Raw genomic sequence first — 19,022 nt, 5'->3', positions numbered from 1 at the left:
AAGTTGCAATACGAACAACTTTTTTCGCGTCAGACCGGCAATAATGCCGGTAAAGTTGCTGTTCGGGCAACTTTCCCCGCCTCTGGCCGGTAAAAATGCCGGTAAAGTTGCTGTTCGAGCAACTTTTCTCGCCTCTGACCGGTAAAAATGCCGGTAAAGTTGCTATTCGAGCAACCTTTCCCGCCTCTGACCGGTAAAAATGTCGGTAAAGTTGCTATTCGAGCAACTTTCCCCGCCTCTGGCCGGTAAAAATGTCGGTAAAGTTGCTGTTCGAGCAACTTTTCCCGCCTCTGGCCGGTAAAATTGCCGGTAAAGTTGCTGTTCGAGCAACTTTTCTCGCCTCTGACCGGTAAAAATGCTGGTAAAGTTGCTATTCGAGCAACTTTTCCCGCCTCTGACCGGTAAAAATGTCGGTAAAGTTGCTATTCGAGCAACTTTTCCCGCCTCTGGCCGGTAAAAATGCCGGTAAAGTTGCTGTTCGAGCAACTTTTCCCGCCTCTGGCCAGTAAAAATGCCGGTAAAGTTGCTATTCGAGCAACTTTTCCCGCCTCTGGCCGGTAAAAATGCCGGTAAAGTTGCTGTTCGAGCAACTTTTCCCGCCTCTGGCCGGCAATAATGCCGGTAAAGTTGCTATACGGGCAACTTTACCCGCCTCTGGCCGGTAAAAATGCCGGTAAAGTTGCTATTCGAGCAACTTTTCCCGCCTCTGACCGGTAAAAATGCCGGTAAAGTTGCTGTTCGAGCAACTTTTCCCGTCTCTGGCCGGTAAAAATGCCGGTAAAGTTGCTATTCGAGCAACTTTTCCCGCCTCTGGCCGGCAATAATGCCGGTAAAGTTGCTGTTCGAGCAACTTTTCCCGCCTCTGGTCGGCAATAATGCCGGTAAAGTTGCTATACGGGCAACTTTACCCTCCTCGTACTACAGTAGCTTTGCAAAGAGCCTGTCATAGGGAATGGAAAACTTTACAATAAACGAGAGTTTTCTTAAGATGTGGTTGTGCGAACGCCGACGAAAGGATAGCTCCCCTCTTGGAAATCCAGTGTGTGAGGTGCAAGTCTGCCGTGAGTATGGGTTGAAATCAGACTACAAAGGCGAACGCTGACGCTTTTCCGACTCCATTCTGCCCTCCGGTCACTTTTTAACCCCGCTGTTTTATTACTTCGTTAACAGCAGAACAGGACTCGCAGCTATGGCATGCTCGTTAACCTGCACTTCCATCACTTCGCCATCGCCAGCTGCTCCGCGATCGGCCCGAGCGCAAGCGCCGGGAAGAACGTCAGCGCCCCGACGACGAGGATGACGACGAGCAGGATGCCCGAGAACAGCGCCGTATTCGTCCGCAGCGTTCCCGTCGTAGCGGGTACGATGCGCTTGACCGCGAACGAGCCGGCGATCGCGATCATCGCGATGATGGACACGTACCGGCCGAGCAGCATGACGATGCCGATGCCGATATTATAGAAATCCGTGTTCGCGCTCAGGCCGCCGAAGGCCGAGCCGTTATTGGCCGCGCCCGAGCTGAATGCGTAGAGCACCTCCGATATGCCGTGCATGCCGCCGTTCGCGATGGAAGACCGCGCGTTCGGACTGAGGAACGCGATAGCCGTCGGCGCCAGAATGATGAACGGGTGAATCAGCAGCGCGATACAGGCAAGCTTCACTTCCTTGCCTTCGATTTTCTTCCCGAGAAACTCCGGCGTCCGTCCGACCATCAGGCCGCAGATGAAGATTGCCAAGATCAAGTACAGCAAGCCGTTCAACAGGCCGACGCCTTTGCCGCCGAACACGTTGTTGAGCATCATCTCGGCCATGGGCACGAGTCCGCCGAGCGGCGTCAGCGATTCGTGCATGTTGTTGACGCTGCCTGTCGTGGCCGCCGTCGTCACCGCCGTGAACAAGGCGGATTCCGAGATGCCGAGCCGCACTTCCTTGCCTTCCATGTTGCCGTGAACGCCCATGGCATCCAGTGCGCCGACCCCTCTGTATTCCGACACGAACACCGTCGTCAGCATGATCAGGAAAATGGCGCTCATCGCTGCGAACACCGCCCAGCCCTGCTTCTTGTTGCGAATCATCAGGCCGAAGGCATAGATCAGCGCCGTGGGCAGCAGCATCATGCACAGGATGTGAACGAGGTTCGCAAGCGCCGTCGGGTTCTCGAACGGATGCGATGCGTTCGTGCCCATCCAGCCGCCTCCGTTCGTGCCCAAGTGCTTGATCGACTCCAGCGAGGCGACGAGGCCGCGCGTGATCGTCTGTTCGCCGCCGGCCGGCGTGGAGGCGTGAATGGCGCCGGCCAGCGTCTGCGGTACGCCTTGGAAGACGAGGAACAGCGCCGCGATGAAGCTCAGCGGCAGAAATACGCGCAGGATGGAACGCGTGATATCGACGTAGAAATTGCCCAAGTTGTCTTCCTTGCCAATCAAGCCGCGAATGAAGGCGATCGCAACCGCGAAGCCCGTCGCCGCCGACGTGAACATCGGGAACGTAATCGCGATCAGCTGCGAGAGGTACGACAACCCGTTCTCGCCGCTATACGACTGCCAGTTCGTGTTGGTCATGAACGATACCGCCGTATTGAATGCCTGGCCGGCCGGCATATTGCCGATCCCGTCCGGATTCAGCGGCAGATAGCTTTGCAGCCGCAGTACGAGATAACACAGGAGCAGCATGATAAAGTTGGACAAGAGCACGGCGCCCAGATAGGCGCGCCAGCCCATGGACGAATCCTCGCGCACGCCTATGATGCGGTAGAGCAGCCGCTCGATCGGGCCGAACACGCGGTCAAGCCCGGTTCTCTCTCTTGAAAACACGTTGGCCAGGTAGGTGCCTGCCGGTTTAACCAGAAGCATGATGATAATAAGCGTAATGGCGACTTGAACGAATCCCATTGCCATATCCGAATTTCCTCCCCATATATAGAAGCAGCCGTGCAAGGCATTGAACCGGCCGCCGCCATCCATCCGGCGGCGCGGCGCGCTTCATGCCGGAGAATGACAAGCACAAGGCAATCGGGAGCTTATGCTTGCATGTCATTCAAAGGCTTAAAATTTCTCCGGCTTCACCAAGACGAACCCGAGATAAATCAGCAGCGCGATGGCGATAATCCCTATTGCGATCATGGCGTTTCCTCCTCACGTGCGGCGCGGGCGGCGCCGCGGCCGTCTCCCCGTCAACCTGCGCCGGCTTTCGCGGCCTCCTTCAAGCACGCCCGCATAATTTCATGAATCCCCAGAACAGTCCGAACATCAGTGCCGCCAAGACGATCATCGTCCAATCGTTGACCAACCGCGCCCACTCCTCGCCGAATCGGATACGTTTGCTTCCTTCGAAAACTAAATAAGGTTATGCTCGTCTAACGGGAAGCCCTTGCGTCCCGTCGGAGCATGCAGGATTCGATCGGCGCCGAGGCTCCGGTAGATGAGCCGGCCGTTCGTCCTGCCCGTAATGACGTGCAGCGGCTGATCGGTCCATCGACGGATCATGGTGACGTATCTGCAGCACAGCGACAAGCTGCTTTCGAACAGGAACGCCTTGCCGACCGGGAAACCGGGCGCCTGCCAATCATTCGGTTCGATCGTATTGACCAAGAGAATGGACTCGACGCCGAGCTTCATTAACCATTTCCGCTCGACCGTGCTGTTCGTCACGGCCGCGAACGGCACGTCCCTTGCCAGCAGCTGCTTGATGAACTGCCCGCCCGCTTTCGTGAAAGCCGCAACGACGATCGTCGCCGGCCTATGATTCCCCTGTTGCTTGTTCACGCTATCTCTCCTCCCCGACCTCAAACTCGTTAACGCTAAAGCCATCTTAAACCCGATCCCCATAAAGGCGCGGTAAAGAGATTCCCCGCCAGCCGTAAAAAAAGTATAAAAATCGCCGTCTATCCACGCTTTCTGTCAGAGACAAGCCCATTCGAGCCGCATGGGGTCGGCCGTTCGCGCCTAATGAAGTTAACAAAGACAGCCTGTTGAGCATATCTCAACAGGCTGGGGGTACATGTAGATGATTCGAGCATAGCTGACTCAAGCAGGCACGCGACAACTCGAGCCCTGGATCACGAACAGCTTCAGCAGCTTCTTCGCCCGCCTAACCACTGCGACCCAGACGTGTTCATGGCGGCTAGGCAGAGGTACAGAGGTACGTCCGTCGAAGCGACAAAGCGGACAGGAGATTCGTTATCCGCTTCGTTATCGCGTATTTTCACGTGCCGGCGGACAGGAGATCCGTTATGGCGGCCGTTAACCCTATTTTCGATGTCATTCGGGGACAATAACGAATCCTGTGTCCGATCGCTCGCTCCAAAAGTTTGATTGCGCCCAAATAACGGAACCACTGTCCGCCAGACCCCGGAGGAGGGCGATCCTTTCAACCTTCGGCACCCACGGCGTCGAACTTGCTCCGCAGCCTGAACAACCGGGAAGAAGAGACGTTCTCCTTCTTGGCTTCATAGACGGCACCAGGAAACAAAGCGCGTGCATGCAAGGGGCCAATGGTTCGCTCTTCGCCCGCTTACGGGGTTGGCTGCCGGATGCTGACGAGCGCCACGCGCAGCAGGGCGAGCCTGCCGCGATTCCCCCGTGAAGGCGCCGGCGCCGCATTCGGCGCCTTCCGTCGGCTCCCCCGTTGCCGCGTGCGATTCAGCGATATATGGAATGGATACCCTTCGTTTGTTTGATACTAATCGTAGTCCCGTCCTCCCGATCGCTATCGATGGGCAAGCAGATTGCGTCGTCGCCTTCCGCCGCTATTGATAACTGTATCCAGAAAGAGTACAGTATAAGCAGCAGTCGGCAGTCCAAACTCCCATTCTCTCATCCCGTCGCCCGTCAAGCCATCGCGTCACCTCATTTCACGCAAGCCAGGAGGAATTCATTCATGCCATCCAATCCTGCCAAAAGCTTATTCGAGCCGTTCCGTTCGGCTACACTGTCGCTCGACAACCGCATCGTCATGGCGCCCATGACGCGGGGCTTCTCTCCCGGCGGCGTGCCCGGCGAGAACGTGGCCGCCTACTACAAGCGCCGTGCCGAGAACGGCGTCGGCCTGATCGTCACGGAAGGCACGCTGATCAACCATCCCGCGGCCGGCGCAAGCACGAAATGGCCGCATTTCTACGGCGCGAACGCGCTTGAAGGCTGGTCCGGCGTCGTTCGGGCGGTCCACGAGGCGGGCGGCAAAATCATGCCGCAGCTGTGGCACATCGGCTTGACGCGCAAGGCCGGCACCGGCACAAACCCGGATGCGCCGTCGGTCGGCCCTTCGGGGCTCAACCTGGCCGGCGAGCAGATGGGCGAGCCGCTGAGCGAAGCGGAAATCGCCGACCTGATCGCGGCTTACGCGCAGGCGGCCGCCGACGCCAAACGGCTCGGCTTCGACGGCATCGAGCTGCATGGCGCGCACGGCTACTTGATCGACCAGTTCTTCTGGGGCGTTACGAATGTCCGCACGGACAAATACGGCGGCGATCTCGTGAAGCGTACCCGGTTCGCGGTCGAAGTCGTCGAAGCGTGCAGACGCGCCGTCGGCCCCGGCTTCCCGATCATGATGCGTTTCTCGCAATGGAAGGACAATGCTTACGACGCGAAGCTTGCGGCAACGCCGGATGAGCTGAGCCTGTTCCTGCAGCCGCTCGTCGACGCCGGCGTCGACGTGTTCCACTGCTCGACGCGCCGCTTCTGGGAGCCGGCGTTCGCGGACGGCGCTGACTTGAACCTGGCGGGCTGGACGAAGAAGCTGACGGGCCTGCCGACGATCACGGTCGGCTCGGTCGGTCTCGACCTTGAGTTCACGCGCCTGTTCAAAGAGAAGAAAGGCGCCGGAACGACAGGCATCGACGGGCTGCTGGAACGGCTCGACCGGGGCGAATTCGACCTCGTCGCGATCGGCCGGGCGCTGCTGAACGATCCCGAATGGGCGAAGAAGATCAAGGAAGGCCGCCAGGACGAGCTGCTTCCGTTCTCGCCCGAGTCGACGCAGACGTTGTACTGACGCCAACAATGGCATAAGACACGGCATAACGGCCGTTCCCGCTTCGGTGCGGGAACGGCCGTTTGCCGCGTTCGGGCGTATTGCGCGTTCGGGGGCGTATTGCCGCGTTCGGGGGCGTATTGCCGCGTTCGGGCGTATTACGCGTTCGGGCGCATCGCTGCGTTCAGGCGTTTTGCAGCGTTCGGATGCATCGCGGGGCGTACAAACTTCACCCTGTACGAAGCTTCGTTTTTCTGGTTCAATCAAAGGGATAGGGATGATTGGACAATGAAACGGAGGATGAGGACATGAGGCTTGGCGGACCGATTATGGCGAAGACGGCCGACCCGCAGGAATGGGTCGCCGCCCATCGCAGCGAAGGCTATGCCGCGGCTTACTGCCCGGATTTGAAATTGGAGCAGGCCGTTGAAATCGCCGCTTACCGCAAGGCGGCCGAGGAAGCCGACCTGATCATTGCGGAAGTCGGCGCATGGAGCAACCCGATCAGCACGGACGACGAGACGCGCCGAAGCGCCATCCGCTATTGCCAGCAGCGGCTCGCGCTGGCCGACGAGATCGGCGCGCTCTGCTGCGTTAACATCGCGGGCTCGCGCGGCGAGAAATGGGACGGGCCGCATCCGTCCAACCTGTCGGAGGACACCTTCGCGCTCATCGTCGATACGGTGCGCGAAATCATCGACGCCGTACGGCCGAAGACCGCCTGCTATACGCTCGAGACGATGCCTTGGGTATTCCCGGACACCGCGGACAGCTATCTCCGGCTCGTCCGGGCCATCGGGCGGCCGGGCTTCGCGGTTCATCTCGACCCCGTCAATATGATCGCCAGCCCGCGGGACTATTACTACAACGGCGACCTCATCCGCGATTGCTTCGCGAAGCTCGGCCCGTACATCAAAGGCGTTCACGCCAAGGACATCGCATTGGCCGACGAGCTGACCGTTCACTTAAGCGAACGCCGTCCGGGCCTTGGCGGCCTGGACTACCGGACCTTGCTGACGGAGATGGGCAAGCTGGACAAGAACGTTCCGTTCATGCTGGAGCATCTGCATACGGCCGAAGATTATAAGCTTGCCGCGGCCTACGTGCGGTCGGTGCAAGCGGAGTTGAACTAGTCCCGATCCCGTTATGCCGCGAATGCGCAGCGCCCCGGTTCATCCTGCCTGATCAGGCGATGAACCGGGGCGTTTGCCGTTCATATGTGCAGGACCCGCATACGCATCCGCATCCGGACCCGCCTACGCTATTCCTGCGCCGCGTTCCGCTCCGCCGCGAAGCTCCCGACCTGGTTCCAAGCCGATCCGTACGGCATGCCGCCTCCGCGGTAGGGGAGCGTCACGGTGCCGACGTTGCAGCGGACAACGCCCTTGCGGCTGCCGCTGATGATTAAGCCCGTGTCGTCGAACAGCGTATCGGCCAGCTGGTGCGCATCGCCCGCCCGGTACGAGAAGACGATGCCTCGGCGCGGCTTGCCAGACGCGTTCGCGTCCGAACCGTGCAGCGTCAGCGTATGGTGGATGCTGATGCCGCCGGTCTTCGGCGTGATGTAGACGATATCGTCCGGATTCGCCGGCTGCTCCCAATACCGGCTCTCCTGGCATTCCGCCACGAACCGTCCGCCGACCTGATGATTCAGCGTACCCAGCTTGTGGCTGCCCTTCACCATCTGCATGCAGCCGTTCTCCGGCGTCGCATCGTCCAGCATGACCATGACCGACAGCATGTCGGTGTTCGTATGCGGGTAGAAGGCATAATCCTGATGCCAGGCGAAGATGCCTACGCCCTTCGTCGGCGGCTTCGTGGCCAGCTTGGAATGCTGCAGCTCGATATCCTCGCCGAGCAGCGGCTTCAGCTTGGCTACGATCGCCGGATGCTTCGCGAGCTTCAGAAACGCCGGATGAAGCGCCGTTATGCCAAGCGAATGCACCGTCTTCGTCTCGTAATCCTTCTGCGAGCGAAGCCCCGTAATCTGCGGCTGCTCGCAGGCGGCGCGAAGCTCCTCTACTTCCTCGGCGGTCAAAATATCGTCGAATACGAGGAAGCCGTCTTCCCAATATCGGTTCACTTCCTTCTCGGTCAAGCCTTGCTCAACACCGTTCGTCAACGTCGATCACTCCCGTGCGCAATGATTTATCCTACCCTTTCATCATAGAGGTGACAAGATCGCGCCGCTATAATAGACTGGTGATAAAATATCAGCATTCGGCGAAAGGGTGATAGCTGCCGTGAACGGAAAACTGGAATTCTTCTTATATAGATCCCATCAACCGGGCACCTACGTGGATTTTCACAAGCATACCTGTTACGAGCTCGTATACTACGTATCGGGGAGCGGCACGATGACTCTCGGCGGGCATACGCTCCGGTACGGACCCGGCACGATGACGATGACCCGGCCCAACTATATGCACGACGAGCGGCATGACGAAGAGACGGAGGTCGTGTTCTTCGGCTTCCGCTACGATGATTTTCCGGTGGCGCTGCAAAACGGCCTCGTCGCCGACACGGACGAGCGGACGATTCTGTCGCTAATCCTGACGATGAAGGAGGAGCTGCTCGCCCAGAAAGCCCATTACGCGGCACGGGCGAATTTGCTGCTGAACGAGATCGTCCTGCTGCTGGGACGACGGTCCGAGGCTGACGGCTCTGCGGACGACCATCGGCCGGAGCGGCTTTTCTACGCCAGGCGGTACCTGGACGAGAACTTCACGCAGCCCGTCGAGCTGCGCACGCTTGCGGAGCTGTCGGGGTACAGCGAGGATCATTTTCGCCATCTGTTCAAGGAGCAGACCGGCCTTCCTCCCGGCCAATACCTGCTGCGCAAACGGCTGGAGGCGGCCAAGGATCAACTGCTTCATACGGCACAGCCGGTCAGCGCGGTAGGCGTCGACTGCGGCTTCTCGACGACGTCGCAGTTCATCGAGCTGTTCAAGCGGGCTTTCGGAGTCACGCCGCTGCAATACCGCAAAACGCGCTGAAGCGCTTATTCGCGCAGCCGGCGGAACATCTCCCTCGCCAGGTATATTTGGTTATTTTCGGGAAAGAACGGGTAGAAGAGGATGAGCAACAGATCCCTGCCCGCATGGAACGAATAACCGGACATGCAATCGAAGGAGGCTTATACATGCGCGAAACGAATGGGAAAGGCATTGTCGGCGGCAAGGTCGCCGTCATCACCGGCGCAGGCTCCGGCATCGGCCGGGCCGCGGCGCTGCGGCTGGCGGAAGAAGGCGCGCGCGTCGCGCTCGTGGACTTGAAGGCCGACCGGGTCGAGGACCTCCGCAAGCGGATCGCCGATGCCGGCGGCGAAGCGATCGCCGTCGAAGCGGACATCGCGAAGCCGGCGGATATCGAAAGCGCGGTCAAGGAAGCCGCCGGCAAATGGGAACGGCTCGATATCGTCTTCGCCAATGCCGGCATCAACGGCGTGCTGGCGCCGATCGAAACGATGGCGCCCGAAGAATGGAGCACGACGCTCGATATTAACTTGAAGGGAACGTTCCTGACCGTGAAATACGCCGTCCCGTTCCTGAAGAAGAACGGCGGCAGCATCGTCATCACCAGCTCCATCAACGGCAACCGGGTGTTCTCGAATTTCGGGATGAGCGCTTACAGCACCTCGAAGGCGGGCCAGGTCGCGTTCATGCAGATGGCCGCCCTGGAGCTGGCCCAGTACGGCATTCGCGTGAACGCCGTCTGCCCCGGCGCCATCAAGACGCATATCGGGCAAAATACGCATCCGGCGCCGGAGCTGGAGGAGATCCAAATTCCGGTCGAGTACCCGGAAGGCGATCAGCCGCTGGAGAACGGCCCCGGCCGCGCCTCGCAAGTCGGCGATCTCGTCCTGTTTCTCGCCTCAGACGCGTCCAGCCATATTACCGGCACCCCGATCTTCATCGACGGGGCGGAATCGCTGCTGCACGGATAGCGGAAGAACAGCGGACAAGCCTGTATCATAGCCTTGCCTAAGAAAGTGCCGAGCAGCGGGGAGCCCCGGTGCCCGGCACTTTTTGGCTTGCGCGGGAATTATGCGGTTTGCGTGGGAACTTTTTGGCTTGCCCGGCACTTTTCGGCTTGCGCGGGAACTTTGCGGCTTGCGCGGCAGCGCTTCGCTCGGACTGCGTCTTCACGCGCGAACAGGCCGCCCGTCCCGGAGGACGGCGGCCTGTTCGCGGTAATTATTCTTGCCTGTGAAGGAACGCCGTTCTGCGCTTGCCTTCATTCGCTTCCATTCCAATACTTCTCGCTCAAATACATCCGTTCCATGCATTGCTTTCCGTTTCATTCCATTGCGTTCCATATGCATTGCTTTCCGTTCCATCCGCTCGTCCCGTTCGCTTCGCTTAATGGACGTTCGTGATTACGAGCACGCGGCCGCGATCCAGCTCTTCTTCGTAACGTTCCGCCTCCATATCGGACAAGCCGATGGAGGTCAGTTTGGAGCGGATTTCGTCGCCCCGCGATTTGAACACATTCGCCATGGCATTGAACATGCCCTCTTCCTTCATGCCGATTTCATTGGCGGCCGCCGATTCGGACAACGACTTCGTCTGCTTGCTGTCATGCGCCAGCACATAAATGTTCTCCTGCCTATAGCCGCGCCTGTTCAGCTCCTGAACGGCGTGCAGCGCATCCATTGCCGTCGGTACGATTTGAACGCTCGGTTTCATGCTTTGCATTGTAAATCCCTCCGTTTGTGTCAAATGGATTAGCCCCGGGCCAGGCGAGGCTAGTCTGGTTTTACCCGAGCGGCCGGGGGTTGAAACAAGCCCCGGCCGCGATTCACGGCGCCGAACGCGGGTGTATAGGGGAAATAGGCGACAGCCAGGCATGCGGAACAAGCCATGCCTTCCAAGCGTTATTCGCCAAATACGATCGACTCGCCAAGGAGATGAAGCCTATGTTTCAGGAATGCTTCCGCCATTCCACGCGCAGCGTCTGGGCGTATGCATACGACATGCAGACGATCCACCTGCGCGTGCGGACAAAAAGGGACGACGTGGAAGAGGTTACGGTCATCGCCGGCGACAAGTACGATTGGGACCGCTTCAACGAAGAGCGCCCCCTGACCAAAATCGCGGCGGACCGCTTCTTCGATTACTGGGAAGCCGCCGTGAAGCCCAAGTTCAGCCGGTATGCGTATATATTCCGCCTTCGGCAAGGAGAGGAAACGGTTTATTTGACAGAAGACGGCGTCAGCGTCGACCGGCCGCAGCCGGCGGCAGGGTATTTCGATTTCCCCTACATCCACGAAATCGATCTGTTCGCCGCGCCGGAATGGGCGAAATCGGCCGTTTTCTATCAAATCATGCCCGACCGCTTCGCGAGCGGCGACGCGGCTTTGAACCCGGAAGGCGCCTTGGAATGGGGCGAAGCGCCGACGGCGGACAGCTGCTTCGGCGGCGACTTGAAAGGCATTCTCGATCATTTGGATCATATCGCCGAACTCGGCGCGACGGCGATTTATTTGACCCCCGTCTTCCAGGCGCCGTCGAGCCATAAATACGACACGATCGACTATAGGCGCGTCGACGAGCATTTCGGCGACAAGAATGCGCTGAAGCAGCTCGTGGATGCCTGCCATGCCCGCGGCATCCGCGTCGTGCTGGACGCCGTGTTCAACCACACCAGCGAACGGTTCCTGCCTTTCCAGGACGTGCTGAAGCACGGCGAGCAGTCCAAGTACGCGAACTGGTTTCACGTGCGGTCGTTCCCGGCCGAGGTGAAGGACGGGATCGCCACCTACGATACGTTCGGCTTCAACGGCCAGATGCCGAAGCTGAACACCGCGAACCCCGAGACGAAGCAGTACCTGCTGGACGTCGCCGAATACTGGATTCGCGAGACGGATATCGACGGCTGGCGGCTCGACGTCGCGGACGAGATCGACCACCATTTCTGGCGCTCCTTCCGCCAAACCGTCAAGGCCGTCAAGCCGGACGCGTACATCGTCGGCGAAGTATGGAACGACGCGGGTCCCTGGCTGCTCGGCGACCAGTTCGATTCCGTCATGAACTACCCGTTCGCCGGCAAGACGCTCGCCTTCTTCACCGGCGAGGGCCAAGACGGGCGTGCTTTCGCCGAAGCGGTCAACGGCCTGCTGATGCGGTATGCGCAGCCGACGAACGAGGTCGTCTTCAATCTGCTGTCGAGCCACGATACGCCGAGGGTACTGACGATGGCCGGCGGCGACAAGCGGAAGCTGAAGCTGGCCGTCGTCTTCCTGCTGACGTATATCGGAACCCCGTGCATATTCTACGGCGACGAAATCGGGATGCAGGGCGGGAACGACCCCGAGTGCCGGGGCTGCATGGTTTGGGACGAGGAGCGGCAGGACCGCGAGCTGTTCGACTTCTACAAGCTGCTGATCGGCTTGCGCAAAGCGAGTCCTGCGCTGCGCAGCGGCCGCTTCCGCTTCCTCCGCGCGGAATCCGGCGATGCGCGCATCGTCTACGAGCGCCTGGGCGAGGCGGAGCATTTCACGGTCTGGATGAACCCGACCGGGGAACAGACGGTGCTGGAGCATCCGATGGAGACGAACGATTGGCGGGATGCCCTCACGGGCGAACCTGCGCCGGTCTCGGACGGGGTTCAGCGGGTGGAGCTGGAGCCGTACGGATACCGGATTTTGCGGCGGGAGCTGTAAGGCAAGCACCGGGCGGGAGCTGTAAGGCAAGCACCGGGCGGGAGGCTCAACGGCCGACTAGCGGAAGGCGGCGTGCGGCCGGGAAGAGGGCGGCGACGGCCGGGAGACATGCGCGGATCGGCATGGCGAACGTTCCTGACCGCGAGTTCAAAATAATGATACACCTCCTTCGGCTGTATCGGTATCCAAGTCCTCGCGGACGCCTTCCCGGCGGCTAGTCCCTCCGAATGCCGGGCATTGTCGAAAGCTTTTCGCCGATCGCGCCGTACAAATGATTAATAATACAGGGCCTTGCTCATATAATGACACTGGGCGCATTACTTATGCCGTTACCGCAGCAGGCGTGCTCCCGAGCTGTATCGGGTACGGAACGGCTTGGGCGCCGCGAGCAATGTAAGCGCATCCTTTTTCGCGCGGAAGGATCGCTTCGCTTTGCGTTTGCAGCTTCCCCGGACGGCCTTCCCGGTCATGCATCAACCGCGGCGAATGCGGGTATTTACCCGTCCGATTGACGCTTGAAGCATCGTTTGTCCCGCCGTTTGTTTCAGGGTGACGGCATTTTTTTTAGCCGTTTCATCCTATTTTGCCGCGTGTATATTCCTCATACAGACGGATTCGGGGAGGAAACGAAATGAATTCGAATACTTGTGTCGCAATGCTGCTGGCAGGCGGGGAAGGACGCCGGCTGGCGCCGCTGACGGCGTCCATGGCGAAACCGGCCGTGCCCTTCGGCGGCAGCTGCCGGATTATCGACTACACGCTCAGCAACTGCATCAACTCCGGGATCGAGAGGATCGGGGTGTTGACGCAATACATGGCGGATTCGCTTCACACACACATCGGGGACGGCTCTTCTTGGCAAATGAACGGGCAGTCGGCAGGCATTACGCTGCTGCCTTCACGCGGCAACGGACAACGCGGCTACCTGGGAACGGCCGATGCGATCATGCAAAATATCGGCTATATCGACCGGCTGGCGCCGAAGCATGTGCTCATTCTGTCGGGCGACCATATTTACCGCATGGATTACCGCCGATTGCTGCAGGATCATATCGCCGGGGGCGCGGCCGCAACGATCGCGGTCAAGCGCGTGCCGTGGCGCGATGCCAGCCGGTTCGGCATCATGCTAGCGGATGAGCGGCGGATGATTGTCGATTTCGAGGAAAAACCGGCGATGCCGAAGAGCAACCTGGCTTCCATGGGGATCTACATGTTCGATTGGTCCGCGCTGCGTGAGGCGTTGATCGAGGACTGCCGGAATCCGGCGTCCAGCCATGATTTCGGCAAGGACATCATTCCGGGCATGCTGAGGAACGGCGCATCCCTGTCCGCGCATCCTTTCGAGGGATATTGGCGGGATGTCGGCACGGTCGAGAGCTTGTGGGAGGCCCATATGGACTTGATCGACGGCGAGCTGGACGAAACGGCCGGCGGGAGCGGCGAAATATGGCCGATCCTTACTCGCGAGCGGGATGCTTCGGCACAAGCCGGCTCGCCTGCGGGGAAGGCCCTGTACAGCTCCCATGTGCATCCGAGCAGCTCCGTTCAAGGCGGCCTGGACCGAAGCGTCGTGTTCGCCGACGTTATCGTCGAGAAGGGCGCCGACATACGGGAGAGCATTCTTATGCCGGGGGTCCGCGTCGGCCGGAATGCCAGGCTGTCCCGCGTCATTGTCGGCGAAGGCGCCGTCATCGCCAAAGGCGCGGTCGTTGGCAGCTTGAACGGCGAGATCACCGTTATCGCGCCTGGCGAACGCGTCGCGGCGCATCCGCGCTTCAAAGTCAAGCCGGACCGGATGCCGCTGTCCATGCTCCATCGGGACGCGTCCGCCTCGGCAGGCATTGCGCTCGGGAAAGCTTGATCGCAGCCCGGCATCGCATAAGAATCGATCGAAGCTGCGGCCGCGGTGCATCTGCATCGCTTGGCCGCAGCTCTTTCCATTGCCCCTACAGCAGCTTAAAGCGCTCCAATTGTTCCCATAGCCCTTCGCGCATCAAGACCTCCTTCTGCTTCCCGCCGATCAGATCATAGTGCGGGAACGGCTGCCTGCGGTGGATGTGCTTCGGATCCAGTCCGTTCGCCGCGCACCAGCCGGCCAGCTTGTCCAGATCGTCGCAGCCCACCTTGGTCACGGTCTTCACGCCCTTGAACCTCGGCTCGTGCCAATAATGCGTCAGAAAGGCGATTTCGCCCCGCGCCGCGCGCGCCTTCCAGCGTTCCAATTCCTCGCGTTTCACTCCGAATGCCATAAGCGTTCCTCCTGCGAGCATACGATGATTCGACGTCATGCGATCATTCGGCGGCATTCCGCCTCATGCGCGATCGCGCGATTGATCGTATCCGCGATCGATCGTATCTATGATTATAACGCGGATTATAACGCGAAAGCTCTATGTTCTTGTATTTCCAGATCGGGTCCCGCTATCCCTTCCTGCCATGCATAAGAGCCCTTGCGGCCTAAGCTTGCAAGGGCTCTTGGCTGTCGAGAAATTACGGCGCCGAATAGGCCGCATCTCCGCATCTATTGAAAGGAAAGATCCCCCTCTCCAAGACTGCCGGACAGAGGTTCCGCTATTTTGACGAAATCAGGCTACTCGGGGTAGCAAATGGACACAGGATCCGTTAACGTCCCCGAATGACATCGAAAACAGGCTAATCAGCGGATATAGCGGATCTCTTGTCCGCCAGCACACGAAAAAACGCGATAAAGCAGCGACTAACGGATCTCCTGTCCGCTTCCTTGCATCAATGGACGCATCGTGAGCCAGCCGTCATGGAACCGCCTGGTTCGAAACGGTAACAGTCATCCCTGCCATGCCGGCGAAGCGCCAACAGGATCCGTTCGTGCTCCAGGACGCGGTTTGCCGCGAGCCTGCTCGAAGCCGCGTATAGTTCTGAACAATCTAAGCCCTTGCGGCCTAAGCTGCAAGGGCTCTTGGATCCTAATGACGCTGCGCGAGACGGCCGTTCCGGACGCTGGCCGCTTGCTCCGTTTCGTTCGTTACAGTTCTACCACGCTGCGCGTCTCGCTCGCCCGAATGACCGCTTCCATCACCGCTTGATTCCGATAACCGTCGATGATGCCGGGCAGTCCGTCCGTCGGCGCGCCGTCCAGCATAGCCAGGAAATCCTCGTACTGCGTCGCTTTGCAGCGATCCGGCACCTCGAGCAGCGAACGCGATATCCGGCCTTCCTCATCCTCGCGAACGAGCACCAGATGATCGGCGTCCAGCGTCGAGGCATGGATCGTGCCGATGTCGCCGTACACGGACATTTCGTGCTGGTTGCCCGAGCCTACCGCGTTGCGCGACGATTGGAACACGCCCATGACGCCGCCGGTCATGCGCGCCTGGAAGCTGACGAAATCGTCGACCTCTACGCGGACCGGCTCGCCGGTCCGCGGATCCGGACGCGCCGGAACGATCGTCCGCATCTGCGCGGACAGCTCCTCGAACTCCCCGAAGAGGAAGCGCGCCAAGTCGATCATATGGGAGCCCAGGTCGCCGAGCGCGCCGGTGCCCGTTACGGTCTTATCGAACCGCCAGACGAACGGCCCGTTGTAGAGGGCAGCCCCCCAGCCTTGCAAATATTGGCTGGCGAAGCTGCGCACCGCGCCGATCCGCCCGCTGCGCACCAGCTCGCGCGCGTAGCGGAACGCCGGCGTGTACCGGTAGGTGAAGCCGATCATCGCCGGGACAGGCCGCCGCTCGTAAAGCGCAAGCAGCGGCACCGCCTCCGCGAAGTCGCGGGTGAACGGCTTCTCCGCCATGAACGGCTTGCCCGCCTCCAGGCAGGCGCGCACGATCGCCGCGTGCACGTCGTTCGGCGTCGCCGAGACGACGGCATCGACGTCGGGGTCCGCGATCAGCTGCGCGAAGTCCGCGTACCGCTTCCCTTCCGCGATGCCGTGCTTCGCCCCGATGGCGGCCAGCGCCTGCGGATTGACGTCGCTGACGGCGACGAGCCGGAACCGCCCGCCGGCCTCCGCAAGCCACCTGATATGCGCCTGGGCCATGCCGCCCAGGCCGATCAATCCGATTCGGTATGTTGTCATGCTCCTATTCTCCTTTGAAATGAATTTCTACCTGCGGCAGCTTTTTCCGGCCAGAGGGCCGCTTTCGGTATGAATTCCTGCCTTTGGGAAGGAATTCGCCGCTTTGCTCCACATGAGGCTGCGAATTTCTGCCTCTGGGAAGGATTTCACGGCTTTTACGACCGTCTTCGGCGGGCAAAGTTGTCCGAATGACAACTTTATCGACACTTTTGCAGATCTTCGGCGGGCAAAGCTGTCCGAATAGCAACTTTATCGACACTTTTGCAGGTCTTCGGCGGGTAAAGTTGTCCGAATGACAACTTTATCGACACTTTTGCAGGTCTTCGGCGGGCAAAGTTGTCCGAATGACAACTTTATCGACACTTTGCCGGTCTGCGGCGAGTTAAGTTGCCCGAATGGCAGCTTTTCGACTTTTTTGCTATTCTGCAGCAGGTGTGTAAGGTTCTTTGCAAGTCTACTGCGCTTTCGGGCCGAATTCCTTCCCTGCGGCAGCTTTTCCGCCAACCCGGACCGCAGCCACTTGCAAAGAGCCTTCCAATCCTGCACAGCTTGGGATTGGAAGGCTCGTTGCGATTCTCCCTGTGCGCCGCTACCGTCTCACAGCGACGTCAGCGGCGCCTGCCGCTTATTTGCCGTTCGCGGCACGCCAAGCGTCAATCTGCTTCTGCGCTTCGGCGAGCACCTTGTCGAGTCCGGCCGCCTTCAGCTTGCCGATCATCTTCGGCAGATCGGTTTCCGGATCCAGCTGCCCGGATTGCAGCCCCGGATCGAACGTGCTCTGTACTTTCGAAACGGCGATCAGCTCGTTCTTCACCGGCTCGGAGTCGAAGACGAAGCCGATGAGCGGAGACGGCTGGCTCTTGACCATCTCGTTGAACTGTTCGTAATTCTGGTATTTGTTCGGATCCTCGCCGACGCGGGTGAAGTCCAGCATTTGATTGCCGAGCATCCACTGGTTGTCATGGTAGAAGCCGACGTTGTCCTTCGTCTTGCCCTGCGGCAGGTCGATCTGGCCGTTGTTCAGCGCGTAATGCGTGCCCTCGACCCCGTAGTTGAACAGCGTGAGCAGCTTCTGATCCTTATAGAATAGGTCGAGCAGCATCATGGCGCGCGCCGGATCCTTGGACGTCTGCGAGACGGCCTGCAGCGTCGCGGACAGCTTCGACGTATGCAGCCGGTCGATGTTCATCGGCACCTGGATGATATCCATGCCGAGCTGGGCGCTCTTGCCCGCCATCAGGGAAGGCTTGCCGATCGCCATGTCCTTCACGATCTCGAGATCCGTGCCGATCGCCGCGAACGCCGTCTTCGCCTGGAACTTCTTCCAAATGTCGACGCCCGGCGTCGTCGCATCCTTGTTGATGTAGCCCGCTTTGTACCAGTCGTGTGTCAGCTTCGCCAGCTCCATGTAGCGCGGCGTTTCGTACATATCGACGACCTTGTACGTGTCGTCCGGATTCGTGTCGCGCTGATCGAGGCCGACCGGCCCGATGATGCTCTCCATGCTGCCGGAGCCGAAGTAGGCGCCGAGCGGGAATGCGGGTCCGACGGCCGGCGTCACGCCCGGCTCGTTGTCCTTGATCGTCTTCAAGATCGGCTCCAAATCCTTGAACTCGCCCGATTGCAGCGGCGTCAGATCGATATGGTACTTGTCTACGAGGTCCTTCCGCAGCGCGATGCCTTGCGGGTTGCCGAGCTCCTGGTGAACGTGGATGCCGTACAGCTTGCCGTTGCGCTTGGCGCCGTCAAGCAGGTCGCCCTCCGCCGATTTGATGTCCGGGCCGTACTGATCGACCAGATCGTCGAGCGGCAGCAGCGCGCCCTTGTTGACCTGCGTCTCGAAGTTCATCCAGTTGGCCGTCCAGAGCAGGTCGAATTTCTCGCCCGAGGACATCATCAGATTGAGCTTATCCGCGTAGGCGCTCCAATCGATCGGGTTTAATTTGACCGTCATGTTCATGTCCGGGTACGTTTGCTTCAAATAATCGTTCATCGCGGACTGCACGGCGCCGAGATCGTTCTGCTTGCCGTCCGGATAGACCATGACGACTTCGTACGGATCCAGCGGTTTCGCTGCGGCATCGCCCGCTCCGGCATTGTTCGCCGCCGCGTCGTTCGCCCCGGCTTGAGCGTCGCCGTCCGCGTTCCCCTTCGTCTGCGCATTGCCGCCGGCCGATGCATTCGACGATCCGCCGTTATTGCCGCCGTTACCCCCGCAGCCCGCCGCCGTCAGCGAGAAGGAGAGCAGAAGCGCCGCGACCCATAATGACCCTCTCTTACCCTTGTTCATGTCTGTAGCCTCCCATTATGAATGTTGCTTGGTATACATCTATC

The 19,022-nt window shown here is 59.8% G+C and carries 14 protein-coding genes and 1 riboswitch; of the genes, 6 read left to right on the top strand and 8 right to left on the bottom strand.

Annotated elements, in window-relative coordinates; genetic code table 11:
• Positions 1–1,217: 1,217 nt before the first annotated feature.
• From kdpA to GXP70_RS05415, 3 genes are all read right to left on the bottom strand, one after another.
• Entirely contained in the window at positions 1,218–2,891 is a 1,674-nt protein-coding gene (gene kdpA, locus GXP70_RS05425; RefSeq protein ID WP_162360307.1) for a potassium-transporting ATPase subunit KdpA, read from the bottom strand.
• A gap of 153 nt (positions 2,892–3,044) precedes the next feature.
• A complete protein-coding gene (locus tag GXP70_RS30245) occupies positions 3,045–3,122 on the bottom strand; it encodes a potassium-transporting ATPase subunit F (RefSeq protein WP_162360306.1) in 78 nt (25 codons plus the stop codon).
• A gap of 213 nt (positions 3,123–3,335) precedes the next feature.
• Positions 3,336–3,764, bottom strand: a complete 429-nt coding sequence (locus GXP70_RS05415; protein ID WP_225442671.1) for a hypothetical protein — start codon at positions 3,762–3,764, stop codon at positions 3,336–3,338.
• A 729-nt stretch (positions 3,765–4,493) separates the two neighbouring features.
• Positions 4,494–4,656: riboswitch (cyclic di-AMP (ydaO/yuaA leader) on the bottom strand.
• Between the two features lie 222 nt (positions 4,657–4,878).
• Here GXP70_RS05415 and GXP70_RS05410 point away from each other — a divergent pair.
• Both GXP70_RS05410 and GXP70_RS05405 read left to right on the top strand, forming a co-directional pair.
• Complete coding sequence (locus GXP70_RS05410) at positions 4,879–5,991, top strand: NADH:flavin oxidoreductase (protein WP_162355529.1); 1,113 nt, start codon at positions 4,879–4,881, stop codon at positions 5,989–5,991.
• Between the two features lie 287 nt (positions 5,992–6,278).
• Positions 6,279–7,103, top strand: a complete 825-nt coding sequence (locus GXP70_RS05405; RefSeq protein ID WP_162355528.1) for a sugar phosphate isomerase/epimerase family protein — start codon at positions 6,279–6,281, stop codon at positions 7,101–7,103.
• Positions 7,104–7,231: 128 nt separating this feature from the next.
• Here the strand turns inward: GXP70_RS05405 and GXP70_RS05400 are convergent, their stop codons facing one another.
• Entirely contained in the window at positions 7,232–8,092 is an 861-nt protein-coding gene (locus GXP70_RS05400; protein WP_162355527.1) for a phytanoyl-CoA dioxygenase family protein, read from the bottom strand.
• A 121-nt stretch (positions 8,093–8,213) separates the two neighbouring features.
• On the opposite strand from GXP70_RS05400, the gene GXP70_RS05395 reads away from it, so the two are divergent.
• Positions 8,214–8,966 (top strand): AraC family transcriptional regulator, encoded by a 753-nt coding sequence (locus tag GXP70_RS05395; RefSeq protein ID WP_162355526.1) that lies wholly within the window; start codon positions 8,214–8,216, stop codon positions 8,964–8,966.
• A 146-nt stretch (positions 8,967–9,112) separates the two neighbouring features.
• Positions 9,113–9,916 (top strand): SDR family oxidoreductase, encoded by an 804-nt coding sequence (locus GXP70_RS05390; RefSeq protein WP_162355525.1) that lies wholly within the window; start codon positions 9,113–9,115, stop codon positions 9,914–9,916.
• Between the two features lie 415 nt (positions 9,917–10,331).
• Here GXP70_RS05390 and GXP70_RS05385 read toward each other — a convergent pair whose 3' ends face one another.
• Entirely contained in the window at positions 10,332–10,667 is a 336-nt protein-coding gene (locus GXP70_RS05385) for a YflT domain-containing protein (RefSeq protein ID WP_318652412.1), read from the bottom strand.
• A 221-nt stretch (positions 10,668–10,888) separates the two neighbouring features.
• On the opposite strand from GXP70_RS05385, the gene GXP70_RS05380 reads away from it, so the two are divergent.
• Together GXP70_RS05380 and GXP70_RS05375 are read left to right on the top strand one after the other, a co-directional pair.
• Complete coding sequence (locus GXP70_RS05380; RefSeq protein WP_162355524.1) at positions 10,889–12,634, top strand: alpha-glycosidase; 1,746 nt, start codon at positions 10,889–10,891, stop codon at positions 12,632–12,634.
• 631 nt (positions 12,635–13,265) lie between these two features.
• Complete coding sequence (locus tag GXP70_RS05375; protein ID WP_162355523.1) at positions 13,266–14,495, top strand: sugar phosphate nucleotidyltransferase; 1,230 nt, start codon at positions 13,266–13,268, stop codon at positions 14,493–14,495.
• Between the two features lie 85 nt (positions 14,496–14,580).
• Here GXP70_RS05375 and GXP70_RS05370 read toward each other — a convergent pair whose 3' ends face one another.
• From GXP70_RS05370 to GXP70_RS05360, 3 genes are all read right to left on the bottom strand, one after another.
• The gene (locus GXP70_RS05370) at positions 14,581–14,883 is read right to left on the bottom strand and encodes a hypothetical protein (RefSeq protein WP_162355522.1); all 303 of its coding nucleotides are present in this window, start codon (positions 14,881–14,883) and stop codon (positions 14,581–14,583) included.
• A gap of 752 nt (positions 14,884–15,635) precedes the next feature.
• Entirely contained in the window at positions 15,636–16,688 is a 1,053-nt protein-coding gene (locus GXP70_RS05365) for a Gfo/Idh/MocA family protein (RefSeq protein ID WP_162355521.1), read from the bottom strand.
• Positions 16,689–17,313: 625 nt separating this feature from the next.
• On the bottom strand, positions 17,314–18,978 hold the full coding sequence (locus GXP70_RS05360) for an ABC transporter substrate-binding protein (protein WP_162355520.1): 1,665 nt from the start codon (positions 18,976–18,978) through the stop codon (positions 17,314–17,316).
• Positions 18,979–19,022: the final 44 nt, after the last annotated feature.

Source organism: Paenibacillus lycopersici, assembly GCF_010119935.1.
GTDB classification, from domain to species: Bacteria; Bacillota; Bacilli; order Paenibacillales; family Paenibacillaceae; genus Paenibacillus_Z; species Paenibacillus_Z lycopersici.
This window is presented reverse-complemented; position numbering and strand designations above follow the sequence as displayed.

Bases quoted from the DNA above. Each gene is read 5' to 3' on its own strand.
- kdpA (WP_162360307.1), bottom strand. From the start codon at position 2,891: ATGGGATTCGTTCAAGTCGCCATTACGCTTATTATCATCATGCTTCTG.
- GXP70_RS30245 (WP_162360306.1), bottom strand. From the start codon at position 3,122: ATGATCGCAATAGGGATTATCGCCATCGCGCTGCTGATTTATCTCGGG.
- GXP70_RS05410 (WP_162355529.1), top strand. From the start codon at position 4,879: ATGCCATCCAATCCTGCCAAAAGCTTATTCGAGCCGTTCCGTTCGGCT.
- GXP70_RS05405 (WP_162355528.1), top strand. From the start codon at position 6,279: ATGAGGCTTGGCGGACCGATTATGGCGAAGACGGCCGACCCGCAGGAA.
- GXP70_RS05390 (WP_162355525.1), top strand. From the start codon at position 9,113: ATGCGCGAAACGAATGGGAAAGGCATTGTCGGCGGCAAGGTCGCCGTC.
- GXP70_RS05385 (WP_318652412.1), bottom strand. From the start codon at position 10,667: ATGCAAAGCATGAAACCGAGCGTTCAAATCGTACCGACGGCAATGGAT.
- GXP70_RS05380 (WP_162355524.1), top strand. From the start codon at position 10,889: ATGTTTCAGGAATGCTTCCGCCATTCCACGCGCAGCGTCTGGGCGTAT.
- GXP70_RS05375 (WP_162355523.1), top strand. From the start codon at position 13,266: ATGAATTCGAATACTTGTGTCGCAATGCTGCTGGCAGGCGGGGAAGGA.
- GXP70_RS05370 (WP_162355522.1), bottom strand. From the start codon at position 14,883: ATGGCATTCGGAGTGAAACGCGAGGAATTGGAACGCTGGAAGGCGCGC.
- GXP70_RS05365 (WP_162355521.1), bottom strand. From the start codon at position 16,688: ATGACAACATACCGAATCGGATTGATCGGCCTGGGCGGCATGGCCCAG.
- GXP70_RS05360 (WP_162355520.1), bottom strand. From the start codon at position 18,978: ATGAACAAGGGTAAGAGAGGGTCATTATGGGTCGCGGCGCTTCTGCTC.